Origin of the sequence: Microbacterium sp. EST19A (genome assembly GCF_019969685.1) — a bacterium.
Taxonomy (GTDB): Bacteria; Actinomycetota; Actinomycetes; order Actinomycetales; family Microbacteriaceae; genus Microbacterium.
Genome location: NZ_JAHXYZ010000001.1, coordinates 1517376 through 1532385 on the forward strand (window position 1 = coordinate 1517376; position 15010 = coordinate 1532385).

General features: G+C 68.7%; 17 protein-coding genes. 9 read left to right on the forward strand and 8 right to left on the reverse strand.

From position 1 onward, the window contains the following. Positions 1 to 47 precede the first annotated feature (47 nt). The 4 genes from LC452_RS07450 (at position 48) to LC452_RS07465 (ending at position 4694) form a co-directional block, all read left to right on the forward strand. Positions 48 to 1184, forward strand: a complete 1137-nt coding sequence (locus tag LC452_RS07450; protein WP_223623743.1) for a class I SAM-dependent methyltransferase — start codon at positions 48 to 50, stop codon at positions 1182 to 1184. Positions 1185 to 1493: 309 nt separating this feature from the next. Continuing rightward, complete coding sequence (locus LC452_RS07455) at positions 1494 to 2828, forward strand: glycine betaine/L-proline ABC transporter ATP-binding protein (protein ID WP_223623745.1); 1335 nt, start codon at positions 1494 to 1496, stop codon at positions 2826 to 2828. Continuing rightward, positions 2828 to 3781 (forward strand): proline/glycine betaine ABC transporter permease, encoded by a 954-nt coding sequence (locus tag LC452_RS07460; RefSeq protein ID WP_223623747.1) that lies wholly within the window; start codon positions 2828 to 2830, stop codon positions 3779 to 3781. Before LC452_RS07455 ends, LC452_RS07460 begins: the two co-directional genes overlap by 1 nt. Next, positions 3774 to 4694: a glycine betaine ABC transporter substrate-binding protein gene (locus tag LC452_RS07465; protein WP_223623749.1), complete on the forward strand. Its 921-nt coding sequence runs from the start codon at positions 3774 to 3776 to the stop codon at positions 4692 to 4694. Before LC452_RS07460 ends, LC452_RS07465 begins: the two co-directional genes overlap by 8 nt. 116 nt (positions 4695 to 4810) lie before the next feature. Here LC452_RS07465 and LC452_RS07470 read toward each other — a convergent pair whose 3' ends face one another. Genes LC452_RS07470 through LC452_RS07480 form a run of 3 tightly spaced genes read right to left on the reverse strand, consistent with a single transcriptional unit; the run spans position 4811 to position 7280 of the window. Continuing rightward, on the reverse strand, positions 4811 to 5254 hold the full coding sequence (locus LC452_RS07470; protein WP_223623751.1) for a hypothetical protein: 444 nt from the start codon (positions 5252 to 5254) through the stop codon (positions 4811 to 4813). A gap of 56 nt (positions 5255 to 5310) precedes the next feature. Next, the gene (locus LC452_RS07475) at positions 5311 to 6618 is read right to left on the reverse strand and encodes a HAMP domain-containing sensor histidine kinase (protein ID WP_223623753.1); all 1308 of its coding nucleotides are present in this window, start codon (positions 6616 to 6618) and stop codon (positions 5311 to 5313) included. After that, on the reverse strand, positions 6615 to 7280 hold the full coding sequence (locus LC452_RS07480) for a response regulator transcription factor (RefSeq protein WP_223623755.1): 666 nt from the start codon (positions 7278 to 7280) through the stop codon (positions 6615 to 6617). Before LC452_RS07480 ends, LC452_RS07475 begins: the two co-directional genes overlap by 4 nt. Positions 7281 to 7417: 137 nt before the next feature. Here LC452_RS07480 and LC452_RS07485 point away from each other — a divergent pair, with 137 nt between their 5' ends. The 4 genes from LC452_RS07485 to LC452_RS07500 are packed head-to-tail and all read left to right on the forward strand — an operon-like array spanning position 7418 to position 11149. Further along, positions 7418 to 8185 (forward strand): hypothetical protein, encoded by a 768-nt coding sequence (locus LC452_RS07485; RefSeq protein WP_223623757.1) that lies wholly within the window; start codon positions 7418 to 7420, stop codon positions 8183 to 8185. Further along, positions 8182 to 9237 (forward strand): peptidoglycan-binding protein, encoded by a 1056-nt coding sequence (locus tag LC452_RS07490; protein ID WP_223623759.1) that lies wholly within the window; start codon positions 8182 to 8184, stop codon positions 9235 to 9237. Before LC452_RS07485 ends, LC452_RS07490 begins: the two co-directional genes overlap by 4 nt. Next, positions 9234 to 9944: an ABC transporter ATP-binding protein gene (locus LC452_RS07495; protein WP_308116467.1), complete on the forward strand. Its 711-nt coding sequence runs from the start codon at positions 9234 to 9236 to the stop codon at positions 9942 to 9944. The genes LC452_RS07490 and LC452_RS07495 overlap by 4 nt, the downstream gene beginning before the upstream one ends. 17 nt (positions 9945 to 9961) lie before the next feature. After that, the gene (locus tag LC452_RS07500) at positions 9962 to 11149 is read left to right on the forward strand and encodes an ABC transporter permease (protein WP_223623761.1); all 1188 of its coding nucleotides are present in this window, start codon (positions 9962 to 9964) and stop codon (positions 11147 to 11149) included. Positions 11150 to 11344: 195 nt separating this feature from the next. Here the strand turns inward: LC452_RS07500 and LC452_RS07505 are convergent, their stop codons facing one another. From LC452_RS07505 to LC452_RS07525, 5 genes are all read right to left on the reverse strand, one after another. Then, the gene (locus LC452_RS07505; protein WP_223623763.1) at positions 11345 to 12112 is read right to left on the reverse strand and encodes an ABC transporter permease; all 768 of its coding nucleotides are present in this window, start codon (positions 12110 to 12112) and stop codon (positions 11345 to 11347) included. Continuing rightward, positions 12109 to 12882 carry an ABC transporter ATP-binding protein gene (locus LC452_RS07510; protein WP_223623765.1) on the reverse strand — a complete coding sequence of 258 codons (774 nt, stop codon included), beginning with the start codon at positions 12880 to 12882 and terminating at the stop codon, positions 12109 to 12111. Before LC452_RS07510 ends, LC452_RS07505 begins: the two co-directional genes overlap by 4 nt. Continuing rightward, entirely contained in the window at positions 12879 to 13250 is a 372-nt protein-coding gene (locus tag LC452_RS07515) for a DUF1048 domain-containing protein (protein WP_223623766.1), read from the reverse strand. The genes LC452_RS07510 and LC452_RS07515 overlap by 4 nt, the downstream gene beginning before the upstream one ends. Before the next feature lie 2 nt (positions 13251 to 13252). Further along, positions 13253 to 13597 carry a PadR family transcriptional regulator gene (locus LC452_RS07520; RefSeq protein ID WP_223623768.1) on the reverse strand — a complete coding sequence of 115 codons (345 nt, stop codon included), beginning with the start codon at positions 13595 to 13597 and terminating at the stop codon, positions 13253 to 13255. A gap of 228 nt (positions 13598 to 13825) precedes the next feature. Next, entirely contained in the window at positions 13826 to 14419 is a 594-nt protein-coding gene (locus LC452_RS07525; RefSeq protein WP_223623770.1) for a TetR/AcrR family transcriptional regulator, read from the reverse strand. 65 nt (positions 14420 to 14484) lie between these two features. Between LC452_RS07525 and LC452_RS07530 the strand changes: the two genes are divergently transcribed. Continuing rightward, positions 14485 to 14988 (forward strand): hypothetical protein, encoded by a 504-nt coding sequence (locus LC452_RS07530; RefSeq protein WP_223623772.1) that lies wholly within the window; start codon positions 14485 to 14487, stop codon positions 14986 to 14988. The last annotated feature ends 22 nt before the right edge of the window (positions 14989 to 15010 follow it).

The following is a 15010-nucleotide window of genomic DNA, read 5'->3' on the forward strand; positions in this document are numbered from 1 at the left end:
GAAAAAACGCATGCGGAATCCTTACGGCCGCCGCGTACAGTGGGTTGGTGCCGGAGTTCCCCTACAGTCGCCTGCGCCGCTGGCCCGATGTCGAGGCCGACAACCTCCAGGCCCACGACGTCACCGACACCCTCCTCGTCGAGCGGGCACTCGCGCTGGACGTTCCGGGCCACGAGATCGCCGTGATCGGCGACGAATACGGCGCGGTCACCCTGGCGCTGACGGATGCCGGGCGCCACGGCATCCGCGTGCATCAGGACCTGGCGACCGGGCGGCGCGCGCTGCGACGCAATGCGGAGGAGCTGGGACTCGGGGGTTTCGCATCGCACGAGCTCGACGCCGAGCTGCTCGCGGGCGCCCGGCTCGTGCTGCTGCAGCTGCCGAAATCTCTCGCCGAGCTGGAGGAGATCGCGGATGCCGTCGCCCGCTGGGCCGCGCCCGACGCGGTGCTCGTCGCCGGCGGTCGCGTGAAGCACATGACCCTCGGGCAGAACGAAGTGCTCGGGCGGAGTTTCGCGCACGTGCAGGCCGAGCGCGCGGAGCGGAAGTCCCGGTTGGTGGTGGCATCGGAGCCTCTTCCCGTGCCGGCCGCGCGGCCGTATCCGGTGACAGCCGCGCACGACGGGTTGATCCTCGTCGCGCACGGTGGGGCCTTCGCCGGGGCGCGGCTCGACATCGGGACGCGAACGCTGCTCGAGGTGCTCGGGCTGGCGGCCCTTCGACAAGCTCAGGGACCCGAAGCTCCGGGGCCCGCGGATGTGATCGACCTCGGCTGCGGCACCGGCGCGCTCGCCGTGTCGTGGGCGCTCGCGCACCCCGAGGATCGGGTCATCGCGACCGACAGATCGGCGGCAGCCGCGGCATCCGCTCGGGCGACGGTCGCGGCGAACGGCGTCGACGACCGTGTCACGGTCACGCACGACGACGCCGGCTCCGAGCTCCCGGACGCGAGTGCCGATGTGGTGCTCCTGAACCCGCCGTTCCACCTCGGCAACAGCATCCACGCCGGGGCGGCGACCCGTCTCTTCGAAGCCGCTGCACGCCTCCTCCGTCCCGGCGGCGAGCTCTTCACGGTCTTCAACTCCTCGCTCGGATACCGGGCCGAACTCACCCGGATCATCGGCCCGACCGAGCAGCTGCATCGCACATCCAAGTTCACCGTGACGCGCAGCATCCGTCACTGACCGAGCGCAGCATCCGCAACTGAACATATGACCAATCCCCCGGTCAGCGGGGAAAACCCGGGCGCGTTCGGGATTGCGGATTTGCCCCTGATCAGCCATTTCGTTACGTTGGTCTGTGGGCCTGACGGCCCGAAAGACCAGTCCGCGACCACGTCCTTCTTTCGATGAGCTGTGCTGCGAAGAGGCGTGGACGTACGGTCGATGCTCTCTGCGGCGGATCCGAAATCCGCTGCCCGCGCCGCCACAGCAGTCATGTCGAACGGCCTCGTGAGGATCACCCGGGCGTAACCGAAGCAGGCCCAGCCACCCATGCTGAGCCGCGGGGGAAACGTGTCCGAAATCGCTCTTGAAGCGCGCAATCTGTTCAAAGTGTTCGGGAAGAATCCGAGCCAGGCCGTCCGTCGGCTGAAGGCCGGTGAGAGCCGTACCGACGTCGCCGACGCGGGAATGGCCGCCGTCATCGACGCCAGCTTCACCGTCAACCGCGGCGAGATCTTCGTGATCATGGGCCTGTCCGGATCGGGCAAGTCCACCATCATCCGCATGCTCAACGGCCTGCACGACGCGTCCTCCGGCTCGGTCACCGTCAACGGCGATCCGATCACCGGCATCCCGAACACGCAGCTGCGCGAGATCCGCCGCGACCGCATCTCGATGGTGTTCCAGCACTTCGCCCTGCTGCCGCACCGCACGGTCGCCGCGAACGTCGCCTACCCGCTCGAGCTGAAGGGCGTCGACAAGACCGCGCGCCTGGCCAAGGCCGAGGAGATCCTCTCGCTGGTCGGCCTCGAGGGCCAGGGTGAGAAGATGCCGTCCGAACTCTCCGGCGGCATGCAGCAGCGCGTCGGCATCGCCCGCGCGCTCGCCGCCGACAGCGACATCCTGCTCATGGACGAGGCGTTCAGCGCGCTCGACCCCCTCATCCGCCGCGAGATGCAGGAGCAGCTGCTCGAACTGCAGGAGAAGCTGCAGAAGACGATCGTGTTCATCACGCACGACCTGAACGAGGCCATGTTCCTCGGCGACCGCATCGCCGTGATGCGCGACGGCCGCATCGTGCAGATCGGCACGCCCGAGGACATCCTCATGGATCCGGCCAACGACTACGTCGAGCAGTTCGTGCAGGACGTCGACCGCGCCCGCGTGCTGACCGCCGCGAACGTCATGGAGCGCCCGCGCCCCGTCGTGCCGCACACCGCCGGCCCGCGGACGGCGCTCCGCCAGATGCGGGATGCCTACATGTCGGCGACCTACGTCGTCGGCCGCGACCGCCAGCTGCTCGGCGTCGTCACCGACCGGGATGCCGTGAAGCTCGTGCGCTCCGGCGCGACGACGCTCGACTCGGTGCTCAAGCCGGTGCTGCAGAGCGTGCGCGAGGACGACGTGCTGATGAACCTGTTCGTCCCCGCCGTCGAGTCGCCGCTGCCGCTCGCCGTTGTGGATGCCGATGGCCGCCTGACCGGTGTGATCCCGCGTGTGACGCTGCTCGCAGCCCTCGGCCCCGGACCCGGCGCCACGGAGGAGATCATCCTGCCGCTGATGCCCATGCCGCAGGCCGAGATCGATGCCGTGCTCGACGACGGATGGACGGATCCCGGCCCTTCGACGGGCTCAGGAGCCGACGTGATCGAGGAGGTGCGCTGATGGATGGTTTCCGCATTCCCCTCGGCAGCTGGGTGGAAGCCGGCGTCGACTGGGTCAAGGTCAATCTCGACGGCCTCCTCGACGTCGTCTCGTTCGTGGTGACGTTCCTCGTCGACGGACTCACCTCGCTGCTCCTGCTGCCGTACTTCTTCGTCGTGATCGCGCTCGCCGCGCTCATCGCCTGGTTCGTGCGCTCCTGGCAGTTGGCGCTCGGAACGGTGGTCTCGTTCACGCTGATCGTCGCGATGGGCCTGTGGGTGCCCGCGATGCAGACGCTCGGCCTCGTGCTGGTCGCCGCACTCGTCGCGGTGCTGATCGCCGTGCCGCTCGGCATCTGGTCGGCGCGCAACTCCACGGTTCGCGCGGTGCTGAAGCCCGTGCTCGACTTCATGCAGACCATGCCGGCGTTCGTGTACCTGATCCCGGCGATCGTGTTCTTCAGCATCGGCGTGGTTCCCGGACTCGTCGCGACGGTCATCTTCGCGCTGCCTCCGGGTGTGCGACTGACCGAGCTCGGCATCCGCGGGGTCGACTCCGAGACCGTCGAGGCCGGCCAGGCCTTCGGCGCGAAGCCGGGGCAGATCCTGCGCGGCATCCAGCTTCCGCTCGCGATGCCGACGATCCTGGCCGGCATCAACCAGGTCATCATGCTCGCGCTCTCCATGGCGGTCATCGCCGGGATGGCGGGCGCCGACGGCCTCGGGAAGATGGTCGTCGAGGCGATCTCGACCGTCAACATCGCCAAGGGCGTGGAGGCCGGACTCGGCGTCGTGCTGATCGCGGTCTTCCTCGACCGCGTCACCGCCGCGCTCGGCACGCTGGGCCAGAACCCGGCATCCCTGCTGGCGGTCATCCGCCGACGCGGCGCGCAGCGCCAGGCGACTGCTGCCGCTGCGGCATCCGCCCCGGTCGTCGAGACGACCGTCGAAGAGAAGGAGCTCCAGAATGCGTAAGCGCAGGATCATGACCATCGCGGCCATCGGCGCCGCAGGAGCCCTCGCCCTCTCCGGATGCGCAAGCGACGGAGCAGGCGGCACCATCGAGCTCGGCGGCGGTGGCAGCACCGGCGGCGGAGGGGACAAGGGCACGATCACGCTCGGGTTCCTCCCGTCGTGGACCGACGGCCTCAGCACCGCGTACCTGCTGCAGGATCAGCTCGAGAAGATCGGCTACGACGTCGAACTGAAGACGCTGACCGAGGCGGGGCCGCTGTACACGGGGCTCGCGCAGGGCGATGTCGACCTGTTCCCGTCGGCGTGGCCCGAGGTCACGCATGCCGAGTACATGGCGACCTACGGCGAGTCGATCGAAGACCTCGGCACGTACTACGACAACGCACGGCTGACCATCGCCGTGCCGGAGTACTCCGACCTCGAGACGATCGACGACCTGGCGAATGCCGACCTCGACGGCAAGATCTACGGCATCGAGCCCGGTGCCGGCCTCACCGCCCAGACGCAGAAGATGCTGCCGACGTACGGACTCGACAGCCAGTACGAGCTCGTGACCTCTTCGACCGCGGCGATGCTCACCGAGCTGAAGTCCGCGACCGAGAAGAAGGAAGACATCGCGGTCACGCTGTGGCGTCCGTTCTGGGCCAACGACGCCTTCCCCGTGAAGGACCTCGAAGACCCGAAGGGCGCGATGGGCGAGGCCGAGGGCCTGCACTTCCTCGGTACGAAGGGCTTCGCCGAGGAGTTCCCCGAGGCCGCCGAGCTCATCTCGAAGATCGTGTTGGATGACGAGCAGTACGGCTCGCTGGAGGACCTCGTCGTGAACGAGTACGGCGAGGGCCGCGAGGCCGAAGCCGTCGACGCCTGGCTCGAGGAGAACGGCGACCAGTTCGACTGGGTCGTCAGCAGCTGACCCGCGGCATCCGGTCGGGACGGTGTTCCGGTCGCAGTTGACGCCGCCTTCCGATCGTTCGGGCGGCAGGAACTGCGACCGGAACGCGCGCAACCGGCCGCAACTGCGACCGGAAGTCAGCCGACCGGGCTCTGCGCCGCCTCGTCGGGGTGGTTGGGTGTCCAGCCGAGCCACCCGTCGGGCGTCTTCGCGACACTCCATGCGCCGCACGCGAACACCGTGTCGACGGCGTAGACGTCGATCGTGTCGTCGAGCGCATACGCCGGGGCCGACTGTCGCGGCACCTCGACGCACTGATCAGCGGGAAGCTCCTCATCGCTGACGACGGCGACGGTCGCATCGTCCGCCTGCGTCGACTGCGTGACCCGGATCGCCGTGCCGTCTGCCGCGAGCCACGGGGCATCGAGGTCGCCGTCGGACTCGAAGGCGGCGGCATCCGCGTACTCCGCGGACTTCTGCTTGTAGACCACGGCATCGACGACGCTGCAGCCGGATGCCGCGAGGCCGACGGTCACGAGGAGTCCGGCGGCGGCGAGCCGAGGGAGGAAGGCATTTCTCATGCTTCCACTCTCGCCGCGGACGCGTTCCCCGTCGTCAGCCCGGAGGGTGACGACGCCTACATCGCAGGAGGTGTCTTCGGGCTCCCTTCCCGCACCGGAAGCCGCAGCACCGCCACCAGCCCGCCGCCCCTCCGCGCGGTCAGGCGCAGCTCGCCGCCGTGGCTCGTCGCGATGCTCTGCACGATCGCGAGGCCCAGGCCGGTGCCGTCGGGGCCGGCCGAGGTGCGGCTCGCGTCACCGCGATAGAACGGCTCGGTGAGAAGGGCCAGGGTCTCCGCCCTGATCCGTGCGCCCGTGTTCTCCACCTCGATGACGGCATGGTCGCCCTCGCGTCGGCATCGCACCCACAGCTCCCCGCCGGGAACGTTGTGACGGATGCCGTTCTCGAGCAGGTTGCGCACGGCCCGGGCCGCCAGCATCCCGTCGCCGTCGATGGCGACCTCTTCGACGCGGGCGTGCACGGCCACGTCCTGCCGATCGAGTTCCTCGAGTTCCTCGGCGATGACCTCGTCGAGCGCCACGGGTTCCACGTGCTCGAGGCCGGTGCGCGAGCGGGCGAGGGTGAGGAGAGCCGTGATCAGTCGCTCGCTCTGCTCCGTCGCCCGCAGCGCCCTCTGCATGTTCGGCTGCAGGTCGTCGGGCACGCTGCCCTGCTCCAGCGGGATCTCCAGCGCGGTGCGGGTGGTCGTGAGCGGGGTGCGCAGCTCGTGCGAGGCGTTGGCGACGAAGCGGTCCTGGGCGGCGAAGGCCGACTGCAGGCGGTCGAGCATGCCGTCGATCGTGTCGCCCAGCTCTTTGATCTCGTCGTCAGGGCCGGGCAGGGCGAGGCGGCGCCCGAGGTCGCGCTCGGAGATGTCGCGCGCGGTGGCGGTGACCTCGCCGATGCGCCCGAGCGATCGTCTCGCGAGCCAGAACGCGATGGCGGCGGCGACGCCGGTGAACGCCACGAGGACCACGACCGACCACAGCAGCAGACCGCCGCCGACCTCGTCGGCGAGGAAGGTCGACTGCTGCAGCACGGCGCCGCCGACGGCATCCACCGACACCGTCTCCATGGGCGTGGCCAGCTGGAAGTCGGCGGAATCGGCCACGAAGGCGCAGCCGGTGCTCGCGGTCCCGTACGCGAGGCTGTCGTCGGTGAGGGGTGAGACCTCGGTGAAGTCCGAGCCGTCGATCGCGCTCGTCCCCTCGGTGAGGCTCGCGACTCCGGAGACCGGCACGCAGCTCGCCGCAGTCACCGAGAGCGCCGAGGCGAAGAGCTGCTGCACGACCAGGTACTGCACCGTGAGCAGCGCGGCGCCGACCGCGATGAACGCGCCCGCGATGATGATCACGAGCCGCGTGTGGAAGCTCAGTCGTCTCATGTCGTCCCCATCCGATAGCCGTGGCCGGCCGCGGATTGGATCACCGCGGGCTCCCCGAGTTTGCGGCGCAGCGTGTGCACCACGATCTTGACCACGCCGCGCGTGCGCTCCAGCGGCTCATCCCACACCTCGTCGAGCAGGTCGTCCGCGCTCACGTAGCCGCCCTCCGCCGCGAGCAGGGTCTCGAGCACCCCGAACTCTTTCAGCGTGAGGCGCATCGGCGTGCCGTTCCGCTCCGCGACGCGTCGCGCCGTGTCGAGTCGGATGCCGGCGAACTCCAGCACCGCCTGCTGCCGACCCGAACCCCCGCGTCGGCCGAGAGCACGGATGCGCGCGAGCAGCTCGACGTACGCGAACGGCTTGGCGAGGTAGTCGTCGGCGCCGAGGTCGAGCCCCGCCACCCGGTCGCCGAGCGTGCCGGCCGCCGTGAGCATGAGGATGCGGGCCGGATACTCCTGCGCGACGAGCGTGCGGCAGACCGCATCGCCGCTGAGCACCGGCAGGTCGCGGTCGAGCACGATCACGTCGACGTCGGCCGATGCGGCCGCGGTGAGCGCGCTCGATCCGTCGCGCGCGACATCCACGAGATATCCCTCTCGACGCAGGCCGTCGGCCAGCGTGTCGGCCAGATCAGCCTCGTCCTCGACCAGCAGCAGACGCATGGCACCTCCTGCATCCGAGGATGCGCGGTCCGAGGTTAGTTTCCGGTTAGGCGCCGTCATACCGACAGCAAACCACCGCCTCCATAGAACTGACTGCAGAGTCGCGGACGACCTGCGACCGGAAGAAAGGGAATGTCATGTTCGATGTGAAGATCCGCCGTTCCGTGGCGGTGATCCCGGCGATCCTGGCCGTGGTCGCGCTCGCCGCCTGCTCCGCGCCGTCCGCGGACGACAAAGCGAAGGACGGCGGGAACGATGCCGCCGCGACGCGTTTCGTGACCTGCCTCACGGGTGAGGGGCAGACCGCGAAGATCGTCGAGGGCGGGCAGGTGGGCCTGCTCATGCCGGATGCTCCCGGCGAAGGTCAGACGGGCACGATGAGCGCCGACGCCGGGTCGCTCGACGGCGCCGGTGACGGCGAGTCGCTGCCGATGATGATGGTCTTCTCCGACGAGGACGGCACCTGGCTCGCATCGACCGAGGCAGCCGGCTACCCCGAGGAGGGCGGCCAGCGCGCCGCCTGGGAGAAGTGCGAGGAGGAGGTCCCCGAGTTCGAGCAGCCGGAGCCCGACATCTCGGCGGCCGATGGTTCGGAGACGAAGATGCTCTCGGCGGAGGAGATGATCGAGACGGCCCTGGCCTTCGCCTCCTGCGCGCGGGAGAACGGCTTCACCGACTTCGGCGACCCCGACGCCGACGGCATGCTCGAGCTGCCCGTGGGTATCACCGAAGACGAGGCGCGCACGCTGTTCGAGGCGTGCAAGGACACCGTCGGCGACATGCCGCCGATGTTCACCCCCGACAGCGTGGAAGCGGTCGACTTCGACTTCTACGCCGTGCTCGGCGAGTACTTCGAGGGCGGCATGATGGCGGCGACCACGATCCCTTCCGGGGGCGACGAATGAGCCGCCGGGCGGCGCGGGTCCTCGTGCCGGTCGGTGTGCTGCTCGTCGCGGCGGCGGTGACGCTGGCCGTGCTGCAGCCGTGGAGCTCGGTCGCCGAAGCGCCCGACGACAGCAAGAAGCCCGTCACCGCCGAGGCGGAACTCACGACGCTCACCTCGGACCTGCGCATCAACGGCAGCCTCAGCTACGGGGCGTCCATCGCCCTCCCCGGGCGCGGCGGGACGATCACGCGCCTGCCGGCCGCCGGGGACCTCATCGGTGTGGGGCAGGCCATCTACGAGGTCGACGGCAAGCCCGTGATCGCGATGCGCGGCGACCGGCCGTTCTGGCGCGACCTGGGCATCGGGGTCGAGAACGGCCCCGATGTGCGGCAGCTGGAACAGGCGCTCGCCGATCTCGGCTTCGGCAAGGACATGACGATCGACGACGAGTTCACCGCGGTCACCGAGGCCAACGTCAAGGCATGGCAGAAGGCTCTCGGCGTGACGAAGGACGGCGTCGTGAAACTGGGCGACGTCGTCGCCATCACCGCGGCATCCGTGCGCGTCGAATCGGTCAAGGCGCAGCTGGGCGACTCCGCCGGCGCGAGCCCGCTGACCTACACGAGCACCGCCCTGCGGGTGGTCGCGAAGCTCACGGACGGGCAGGCGCGCGAGATCCTTCCGGGCACCGCCGTCACCGTCGTCCTCCCCGACGGCACGGCGGTGCCGGCCACGGTCACCGCCGTCGATCCCGGCGGTCAGCCCACGGAGAAGGAGGGCGAGACCACCCCTCCCACCGCGAACATCGAGTTCGCCGACCCCGCGGTCGCCGAGGGCATCGGGCTGCGCGCGGTGAAGGTCGTCTTCGCGACCTCGGAGGTGAAGGACGCCCTCGTGGTGCCCGTCACCGCTCTCGTCGCCACGACCGACGGCGGCTATGCGGTCGACGTGCTGCGCAAGGGCGGCAAGGTCGAGCGCGTCGCGGTCGAGGTCGGCCTCATCGCCGACACCCGGGTGCAGATCGTCGGCGGGAAGCTCGCCGCGGGCGACGCCGTGGTGGTGGCCCAGTGAACCCCGGAACCGTGGTCGAGCTCGTCGACGTGGTGAAGGAGTATCCCGGCAGTCCGCCGCTGCGGGTGCTGCACGGCATGAGTCTCGCGATCGAGAGCGGCGAGCTCGTGGCGGTCGTCGGAGCATCCGGGTCGGGCAAGAGCACCATGCTCTCGATCATGGGGACCCTCGACGATCCGACGAGCGGCACGGTGCTCATCGACGGGACGGATGCCGCGCTCCTCGCCGAACGCGAACGCGCGGCTCTCCGCGCTCGCCGCATCGGGTTCGTGTTCCAGCAGTTCTTCCTGCTGCCGGCGCTCAGCGCGGTCGAGAACGTCGCGCTCGGGCTGCTGTACTCGGGAGTTCCGGCTGCCGAGCGCGCCGTGCGTGCGGCGGCCGCGCTGGAGCGCGTCGGCCTCGGCCCTCGGATGAAGCATCGGCCGGGGCAGCTCTCGGGTGGAGAGCAGCAGCGCGTCGCGATCGCGCGGGCGATCGTCGGCGAGCCGTCGGTGCTGTTCGCCGACGAGCCGACCGGGGCGCTCGATTCGACGACCGGGGAGCGGATCCTCGAACTGCTCACCTCGATCGCCGGATCGGGGACAGCCGTGGTGATCATCACCCACGATGCGAGCATCGCGGCCCGCACGGAGCGGCAGGTCAGCATCCATGACGGCCGCATCGTGAGCGACACGGGCGCGCGCGAGCGGGAAGAGGTGGCGGCATGAGGCGCCGAGGAGAGCGGATGCCGCGGCTCAGTGTCGCCGACAGCATCCGCACCGCACTCATCGGGCCACGCAGTCGCAAGATGCGCACGGCGCTCTCGGCGCTGGGGGTCGCGGTCGGCATCGCGGCGCTCACCGCCATCACCGGCATCGCCGCCTCGAACCAGGCTGAACTGCTGGCGAAGCTCGACGCGCTCGGCGCCAACATGGTCGTGGTGCAGCCCGGCTACGGCCCCGACAACAAACCGGTCGCGCTGCCCGAGACGGCGGCGGAGATGATCGGCCGCGTCGCCGGCGTCGAGCAGTTCGGGGTGCTCGAGAAGGTGCCCGACGACACCGGGGTGTACCGCAACGACCTCATGCCGAAGAGCCAGGGCAACGGACTGACCGCGTACGCGGCGACCCCGGACTTCCTGGCCTCGGTCGAGGGCTCGGTCGACAAGGGTCGCTGGTTCGACGAGACCGATCGCTCGCTGCCGGTGACCGTGCTCGGATCGGCGGCCGCCGCGCGGATGGGCATCACGGAGCCGGGCGTGCGGGTGTGGATCGGAGAGCAGTGGTACACCGTGATCGGCATCCTCGATTCGGCCGGGCTCGCCGAATCGATCGACGCGAGTGCGTTCCTCGGCGACCGCTGGGCGGCGGAGCACGTGTCGGCGGAAGGCGACGACACCATCGCCGCGATCTACGTGCGCATGGCCGACGGCGGCATCGGTGAGAAGGTGCGCGATGCGATCGCCCGGGCCGCCAACCCCAGCTCTCCGTATGTGCAGGTGACCGGACTCGGCGATCTCGCCGGAGCCAGGGAGACCGCAGACGACTCGCTGTCCGGCCTCGCGGTCGGACTCGCGGCGATCGCGCTGCTGGTCGGAGGGATCGGCATCGCCAACACGATGGTCGTCGCGGTGCTGGAGCGTCGTGGCGAGATCGGACTCCGGCGGGCGCTGGGTGCGAGATCGGGGCAGATCGCGGGGCAGTTCGTGGCCGAGGCGATCGTGCTCGGCGGCCTGGGCGGCATCGCCGGGGTGCTGTGCGGGGCGCTCGGCGTCGTCCTGTACGCCGCGATCCAGGGACAGGCGGCGACGATACCCGTGGTCGTGCTGGTCGGGGGGCCGCTCGTGGCCCTCGTGGTCGGCGTGATCGCGGGGCTGTATCCCGCGGTCAGCGCCGCACGGCTGTCGCCGACGACCGCCCTCCGCACGGTGTGAGGGGGGCGTCGCGTCGGGAGGGGCACCGCGTCGGGAGGAGATCTCGGGGTCGGGAGGAACTACCGGGGTCGGAGGCTCCTCCCAACGCCGAGAAGTCATCCCCAGCCCGCGGCATCATCGCATGCGCCGAGCGCAGCGAAACGCCCCGGCCGGGGTGTGAACCCCGGACGGAGCGTCCCGTCCCGCTCGAAGAGATCAACTGACCTTCTTCCGGTAGGAGATGATCGCGAACACGTAGGCGACCACGAGGATGCCGACGCACCAGGCGAGAGCGACCCAGATGTCGTTGCCGACGGGCTTCTCGGCGAACAGCGCCTGGATGGTGTTGACGATCGAGGTGACCGGCTGGTTGTCGGCGAACCACTGCACCGGACCGGGCATCGTGTCGGTGGGCACGAAGGCCGAGCTGATGAACGGCAGGAAGATCAGCGGGTACGAGAAGGCGCTCGCGCCGTCGACCGTCTTGGCGTTCAGACCGGCGATGATGGCCAGCCAGGTGAGGGCCAGCGTGAACAGCATCAGGATGCCGATCACGGCGAGCCATGCCCCGACACTTGCCCCGGTGCGGAAGCCCATCAGGAATCCGACGCCGAAGATGATCGCGAGGGTGATCGCGTTCGCGGTGAGGGAGGTCAGCACGTGAGCCCACAGCACGCTCGATCGGGCGATCGGCATGGAGTGGAACCGCTCGAAGATGCCGCTCTGCATGTCGGTGAACAGCCGGAACGCCGTGTAGGCGATGCCGGATGCGATGGCGATGAGCAGGATGCCGGGAAGCAGGTAGTTCACGTAGTTCTCGGCGCCGGTGCTCTGACGGAGTGCGCCGCCGAAGACGTACACGAACAGCAGCATCAGGGCGATCGGGGTGACCGCGGTCGTGATGATCGTGTCGGGACTGCGGAAGATGTGCCGCATGGAGCGGCCGGTGAGCGTCGCCGTGTCGGCGGCGAAGTGCGTGGTCATGCTGCGTTCTCCTTCGTGGAAGACGGGCCGATGAGGGTGAGGAAGATCTCCTCGAGGGTGGGCTGCTTCTCGACGTACTCGACCTTGGCGGCCGGGAGCAGCTTCTTCAGTTCGGCGAGGGTGCCGTTGGCGATGATGCGGCCCTCGTGCAGGATCGCGATGCGGTCGGCCAGCTGCTCCGCCTCGTCGAGGTACTGCGTGGTGAGCAGCACCGTGGTGCCGGTGTTCGCGAGCTCCTTGATGACGTCCCACACCTCGATGCGGGCTTCGGGGTCGAGGCCCGTGGTCGGCTCATCGAGGTAGATGACCTCGGGGTGTCCGACCAGGCTCATCGCGATGTCGAGCCGGCGGCGCATGCCGCCCGAGTAGGTGCCGACCTTGCGGGCACCGGCATCCGTGAGACGGAACGTCGCGAGCAGGTCGTCGGCGACCTTTCCCGCGTCGGGGAGGTGCCGCAGCTTCGCGACGAGCACGAGGTTCTCGCGACCGGAGAGGATCTCGTCGACCGCGGCGAACTGCCCGGTGAGGCTGATCTTCTCGCGGACGCCGAGCGGGTTGGTCGCGACATCCACGCCCTGCACGGTCGCCGTTCCGGCATCCGCCTTCAGCAGGGTGGAGAGGATGCGCACCACGGTGGTCTTGCCGGCGCCGTTCGACCCGAGGAGGGCGAAGATGCTGCCCTTCTGCACCTCGAAGTCGACGCCGCGCAGGACATGCAGGTCCTTGAAGGACTTCTTCAGTCCCTTCACGCTGATGGCTGCGTTGCTCATGATTCGTTCTCCTTCTTCTTCGCGTCGTCGAACGCCTTGATGAGGCGGGTGCGCTCCTTGTCGATCCACTGGCGACCGCCGTACGCCGCCGCGTAGTTCTCGGCGAACTCGACGGGGTCATCGCCCACGATCGCGGCGACCGGGGTGCCGTCGATCGCGGCGCGCTCCCACAGGTCGGCGATGTCGAGGAACATCTGCACGATGACGTCGCCGTCGGTGACGCCGCCGTAGTACATGTTGTAGCGCTGCTGTGCCTTCGCGACCTCGCGGTACGGCTCGGGGAGCGCGTTGATGCGGGCCTGAGCCTGCTTGTACTGTCGCTTCTCTTCGAGCGATCCGGTGAGGGCTTCGATCCACTTCGCGGCCATGATCAGTTCTCCTTGTTGTCGGTGTTGTTCGTGTTCAGCTTTTCGATGTGCTTCTTGAGGAAGCTCCAGGTGTTCCAGAAGTCCTCGAGTTCCTGCGTGCCCGCGGCGTTCAGGCTGTACACCTTGCGCGGCGGGCCCTTCTCGCTCGGGACCTTCTCGACGTCGACGAGGCTCTTCTGCTCGATGCGCACGAGCAGTGCGTAGATCGTGCCCTCGGCGATGTCGGTGAACCCGTGGTCGCGCACGCGCGCGGTGATCTCGTACCCGTAAGCCGGTTGCTCGGCCAGGAGGGCCAGAACGATGCCCTCCAGAGTGCCCTTGAGCATCTCGGTCATCTGCTTGCCCATCAGGTCCTCCTCTCTCTTGTCTCGGTACTCAGTGTTGCTGGGTACCGGTACAAAGTAACACTGAGTACCGGTACTTAGCAACACCGAATACTGAACTTTTTCGAGAAAGTTCGCGCGCGCTCGCAGAGCAGCACGAACCTCGCAGGAATCCCCGGGATCTCTGCGAGGTTCGTGTCGTTCTGCGAAGTTCGGACGAGCGGGTCGAGCGCCGAGCGGCGAAAGCGTGCGTCAGGCGGTGATGAGCGGCAGGTAGATGTCGTCGACGAGCGAGATGAGATCTCTGCGTGGAAGAGGAGAGGATGCCAGGAACAGCCGCATACGGAACAGATCGAACAGCACGTCGCGCACCGAGGCGGCGATCGGCGCATCCGGGATCTCTCCTCTGTGCCGCGCTTCGTCGAGGATCCTCCCCACGGTCGACGGTGTCTGCGCGAGGAACTGGTCGCGGATGTCCTCCGGGCGCAGACCCTCTTCGGCGAAGCCCCCTGCGATGACGCTGAACATCACGAGGAAGCGCTCCGGTCGCTCGTTCGCCTGTTCGAGCACCGCTATCAGGTCGGTGCGGACGCTGCCGGTCTCCGGGGCGCGGAGCGCGTCGGCCGCTCCCCGCCTGCCCAGGGTGGCAGCGAGGAGTGCGGATCGGGTCGGCCACCGCCGATACAGCACGGGCTTGCTCGTGTGCGCGCGTTCGGCGATCGCGTCGAAGGTGAAGCCGCCGTAGCCGGCTTCCATCAGCTGGTCCCACGCCGCGGACAGCAGGGCCGCCTCGAGTTCATCGCCACGGCGACGGCTTGCCTTATTCGGCTCGGAAATAAGATCCACTTGCGTATCCTATCAAGTCATGTTCTCATTTAAGAAACATGTTCGTATCTTAACTTGGAGAAATCATGAATCTCATTCAGCTCGTCTTCCTCGCAGCGATGGTCTCCTACGCGATCTATCGGCAGACCCGCGTCGGCCCGGCAGGCGGTGCGGGGCGCTTCAAGATGGCGCTCATCTACGGTGGGGTCGGCCTGGTCAGTCTGGGCGTGAGCGGCTGGGTGCTCCCGGGAGACTCCGGCGGCTGGGTCGTCCTGGCGATCGGCATCGCTCTGAGCGCCGTGGTGGGAGTGGCCCGAGGGTTGCTCACGCGGGTGTGGACCGACGAGAACGGCGACGTGCTTCGTCAGGGAACGTGGCTGACCGTGTCGCTCTTCATCGCGATGATCATCACGAAGATCGCGATCACGGTGTTCGCGCAGCTGTCCGGCATCCAGACCGGATCGAGCTTCGCGCAGATCCTGTTGGTCGTGGCGATCATGATCGCCGTGCAGGCCGAGATCGTGCACCGTCGAGGACAGCGGCTCACCCGAGGGGAGTCCACGGCCCTGCCGCACGCGGTTCGCGCCTGACTCGAACGCGGGCAGTGCCGCG

Coding starts and splice junctions, on each gene's coding strand:
- LC452_RS07455 (WP_223623745.1), top strand. CDS start 1,494: ATGCTGAGCCGCGGGGGAAACGTGTCCGAAATCGCTCTTGAAGCGCGC.
- LC452_RS07460 (WP_223623747.1), top strand. CDS start 2,828: ATGGATGGTTTCCGCATTCCCCTCGGCAGCTGGGTGGAAGCCGGCGTC.
- LC452_RS07465 (WP_223623749.1), top strand. CDS start 3,774: ATGCGTAAGCGCAGGATCATGACCATCGCGGCCATCGGCGCCGCAGGA.
- LC452_RS07470 (WP_223623751.1), bottom strand. CDS start 5,254: ATGAGAAATGCCTTCCTCCCTCGGCTCGCCGCCGCCGGACTCCTCGTG.
- LC452_RS07475 (WP_223623753.1), bottom strand. CDS start 6,618: ATGAGACGACTGAGCTTCCACACGCGGCTCGTGATCATCATCGCGGGC.
- LC452_RS07480 (WP_223623755.1), bottom strand. CDS start 7,280: ATGCGTCTGCTGCTGGTCGAGGACGAGGCTGATCTGGCCGACACGCTG.
- LC452_RS07485 (WP_223623757.1), top strand. CDS start 7,418: ATGTTCGATGTGAAGATCCGCCGTTCCGTGGCGGTGATCCCGGCGATC.
- LC452_RS07490 (WP_223623759.1), top strand. CDS start 8,182: ATGAGCCGCCGGGCGGCGCGGGTCCTCGTGCCGGTCGGTGTGCTGCTC.
- LC452_RS07500 (WP_223623761.1), top strand. CDS start 9,962: ATGCCGCGGCTCAGTGTCGCCGACAGCATCCGCACCGCACTCATCGGG.
- LC452_RS07505 (WP_223623763.1), bottom strand. CDS start 12,112: ATGACCACGCACTTCGCCGCCGACACGGCGACGCTCACCGGCCGCTCC.
- LC452_RS07510 (WP_223623765.1), bottom strand. CDS start 12,882: ATGAGCAACGCAGCCATCAGCGTGAAGGGACTGAAGAAGTCCTTCAAG.
- LC452_RS07515 (WP_223623766.1), bottom strand. CDS start 13,250: ATGGCCGCGAAGTGGATCGAAGCCCTCACCGGATCGCTCGAAGAGAAG.
- LC452_RS07520 (WP_223623768.1), bottom strand. CDS start 13,597: ATGGGCAAGCAGATGACCGAGATGCTCAAGGGCACTCTGGAGGGCATC.
- LC452_RS07530 (WP_223623772.1), top strand. CDS start 14,485: ATGAATCTCATTCAGCTCGTCTTCCTCGCAGCGATGGTCTCCTACGCG.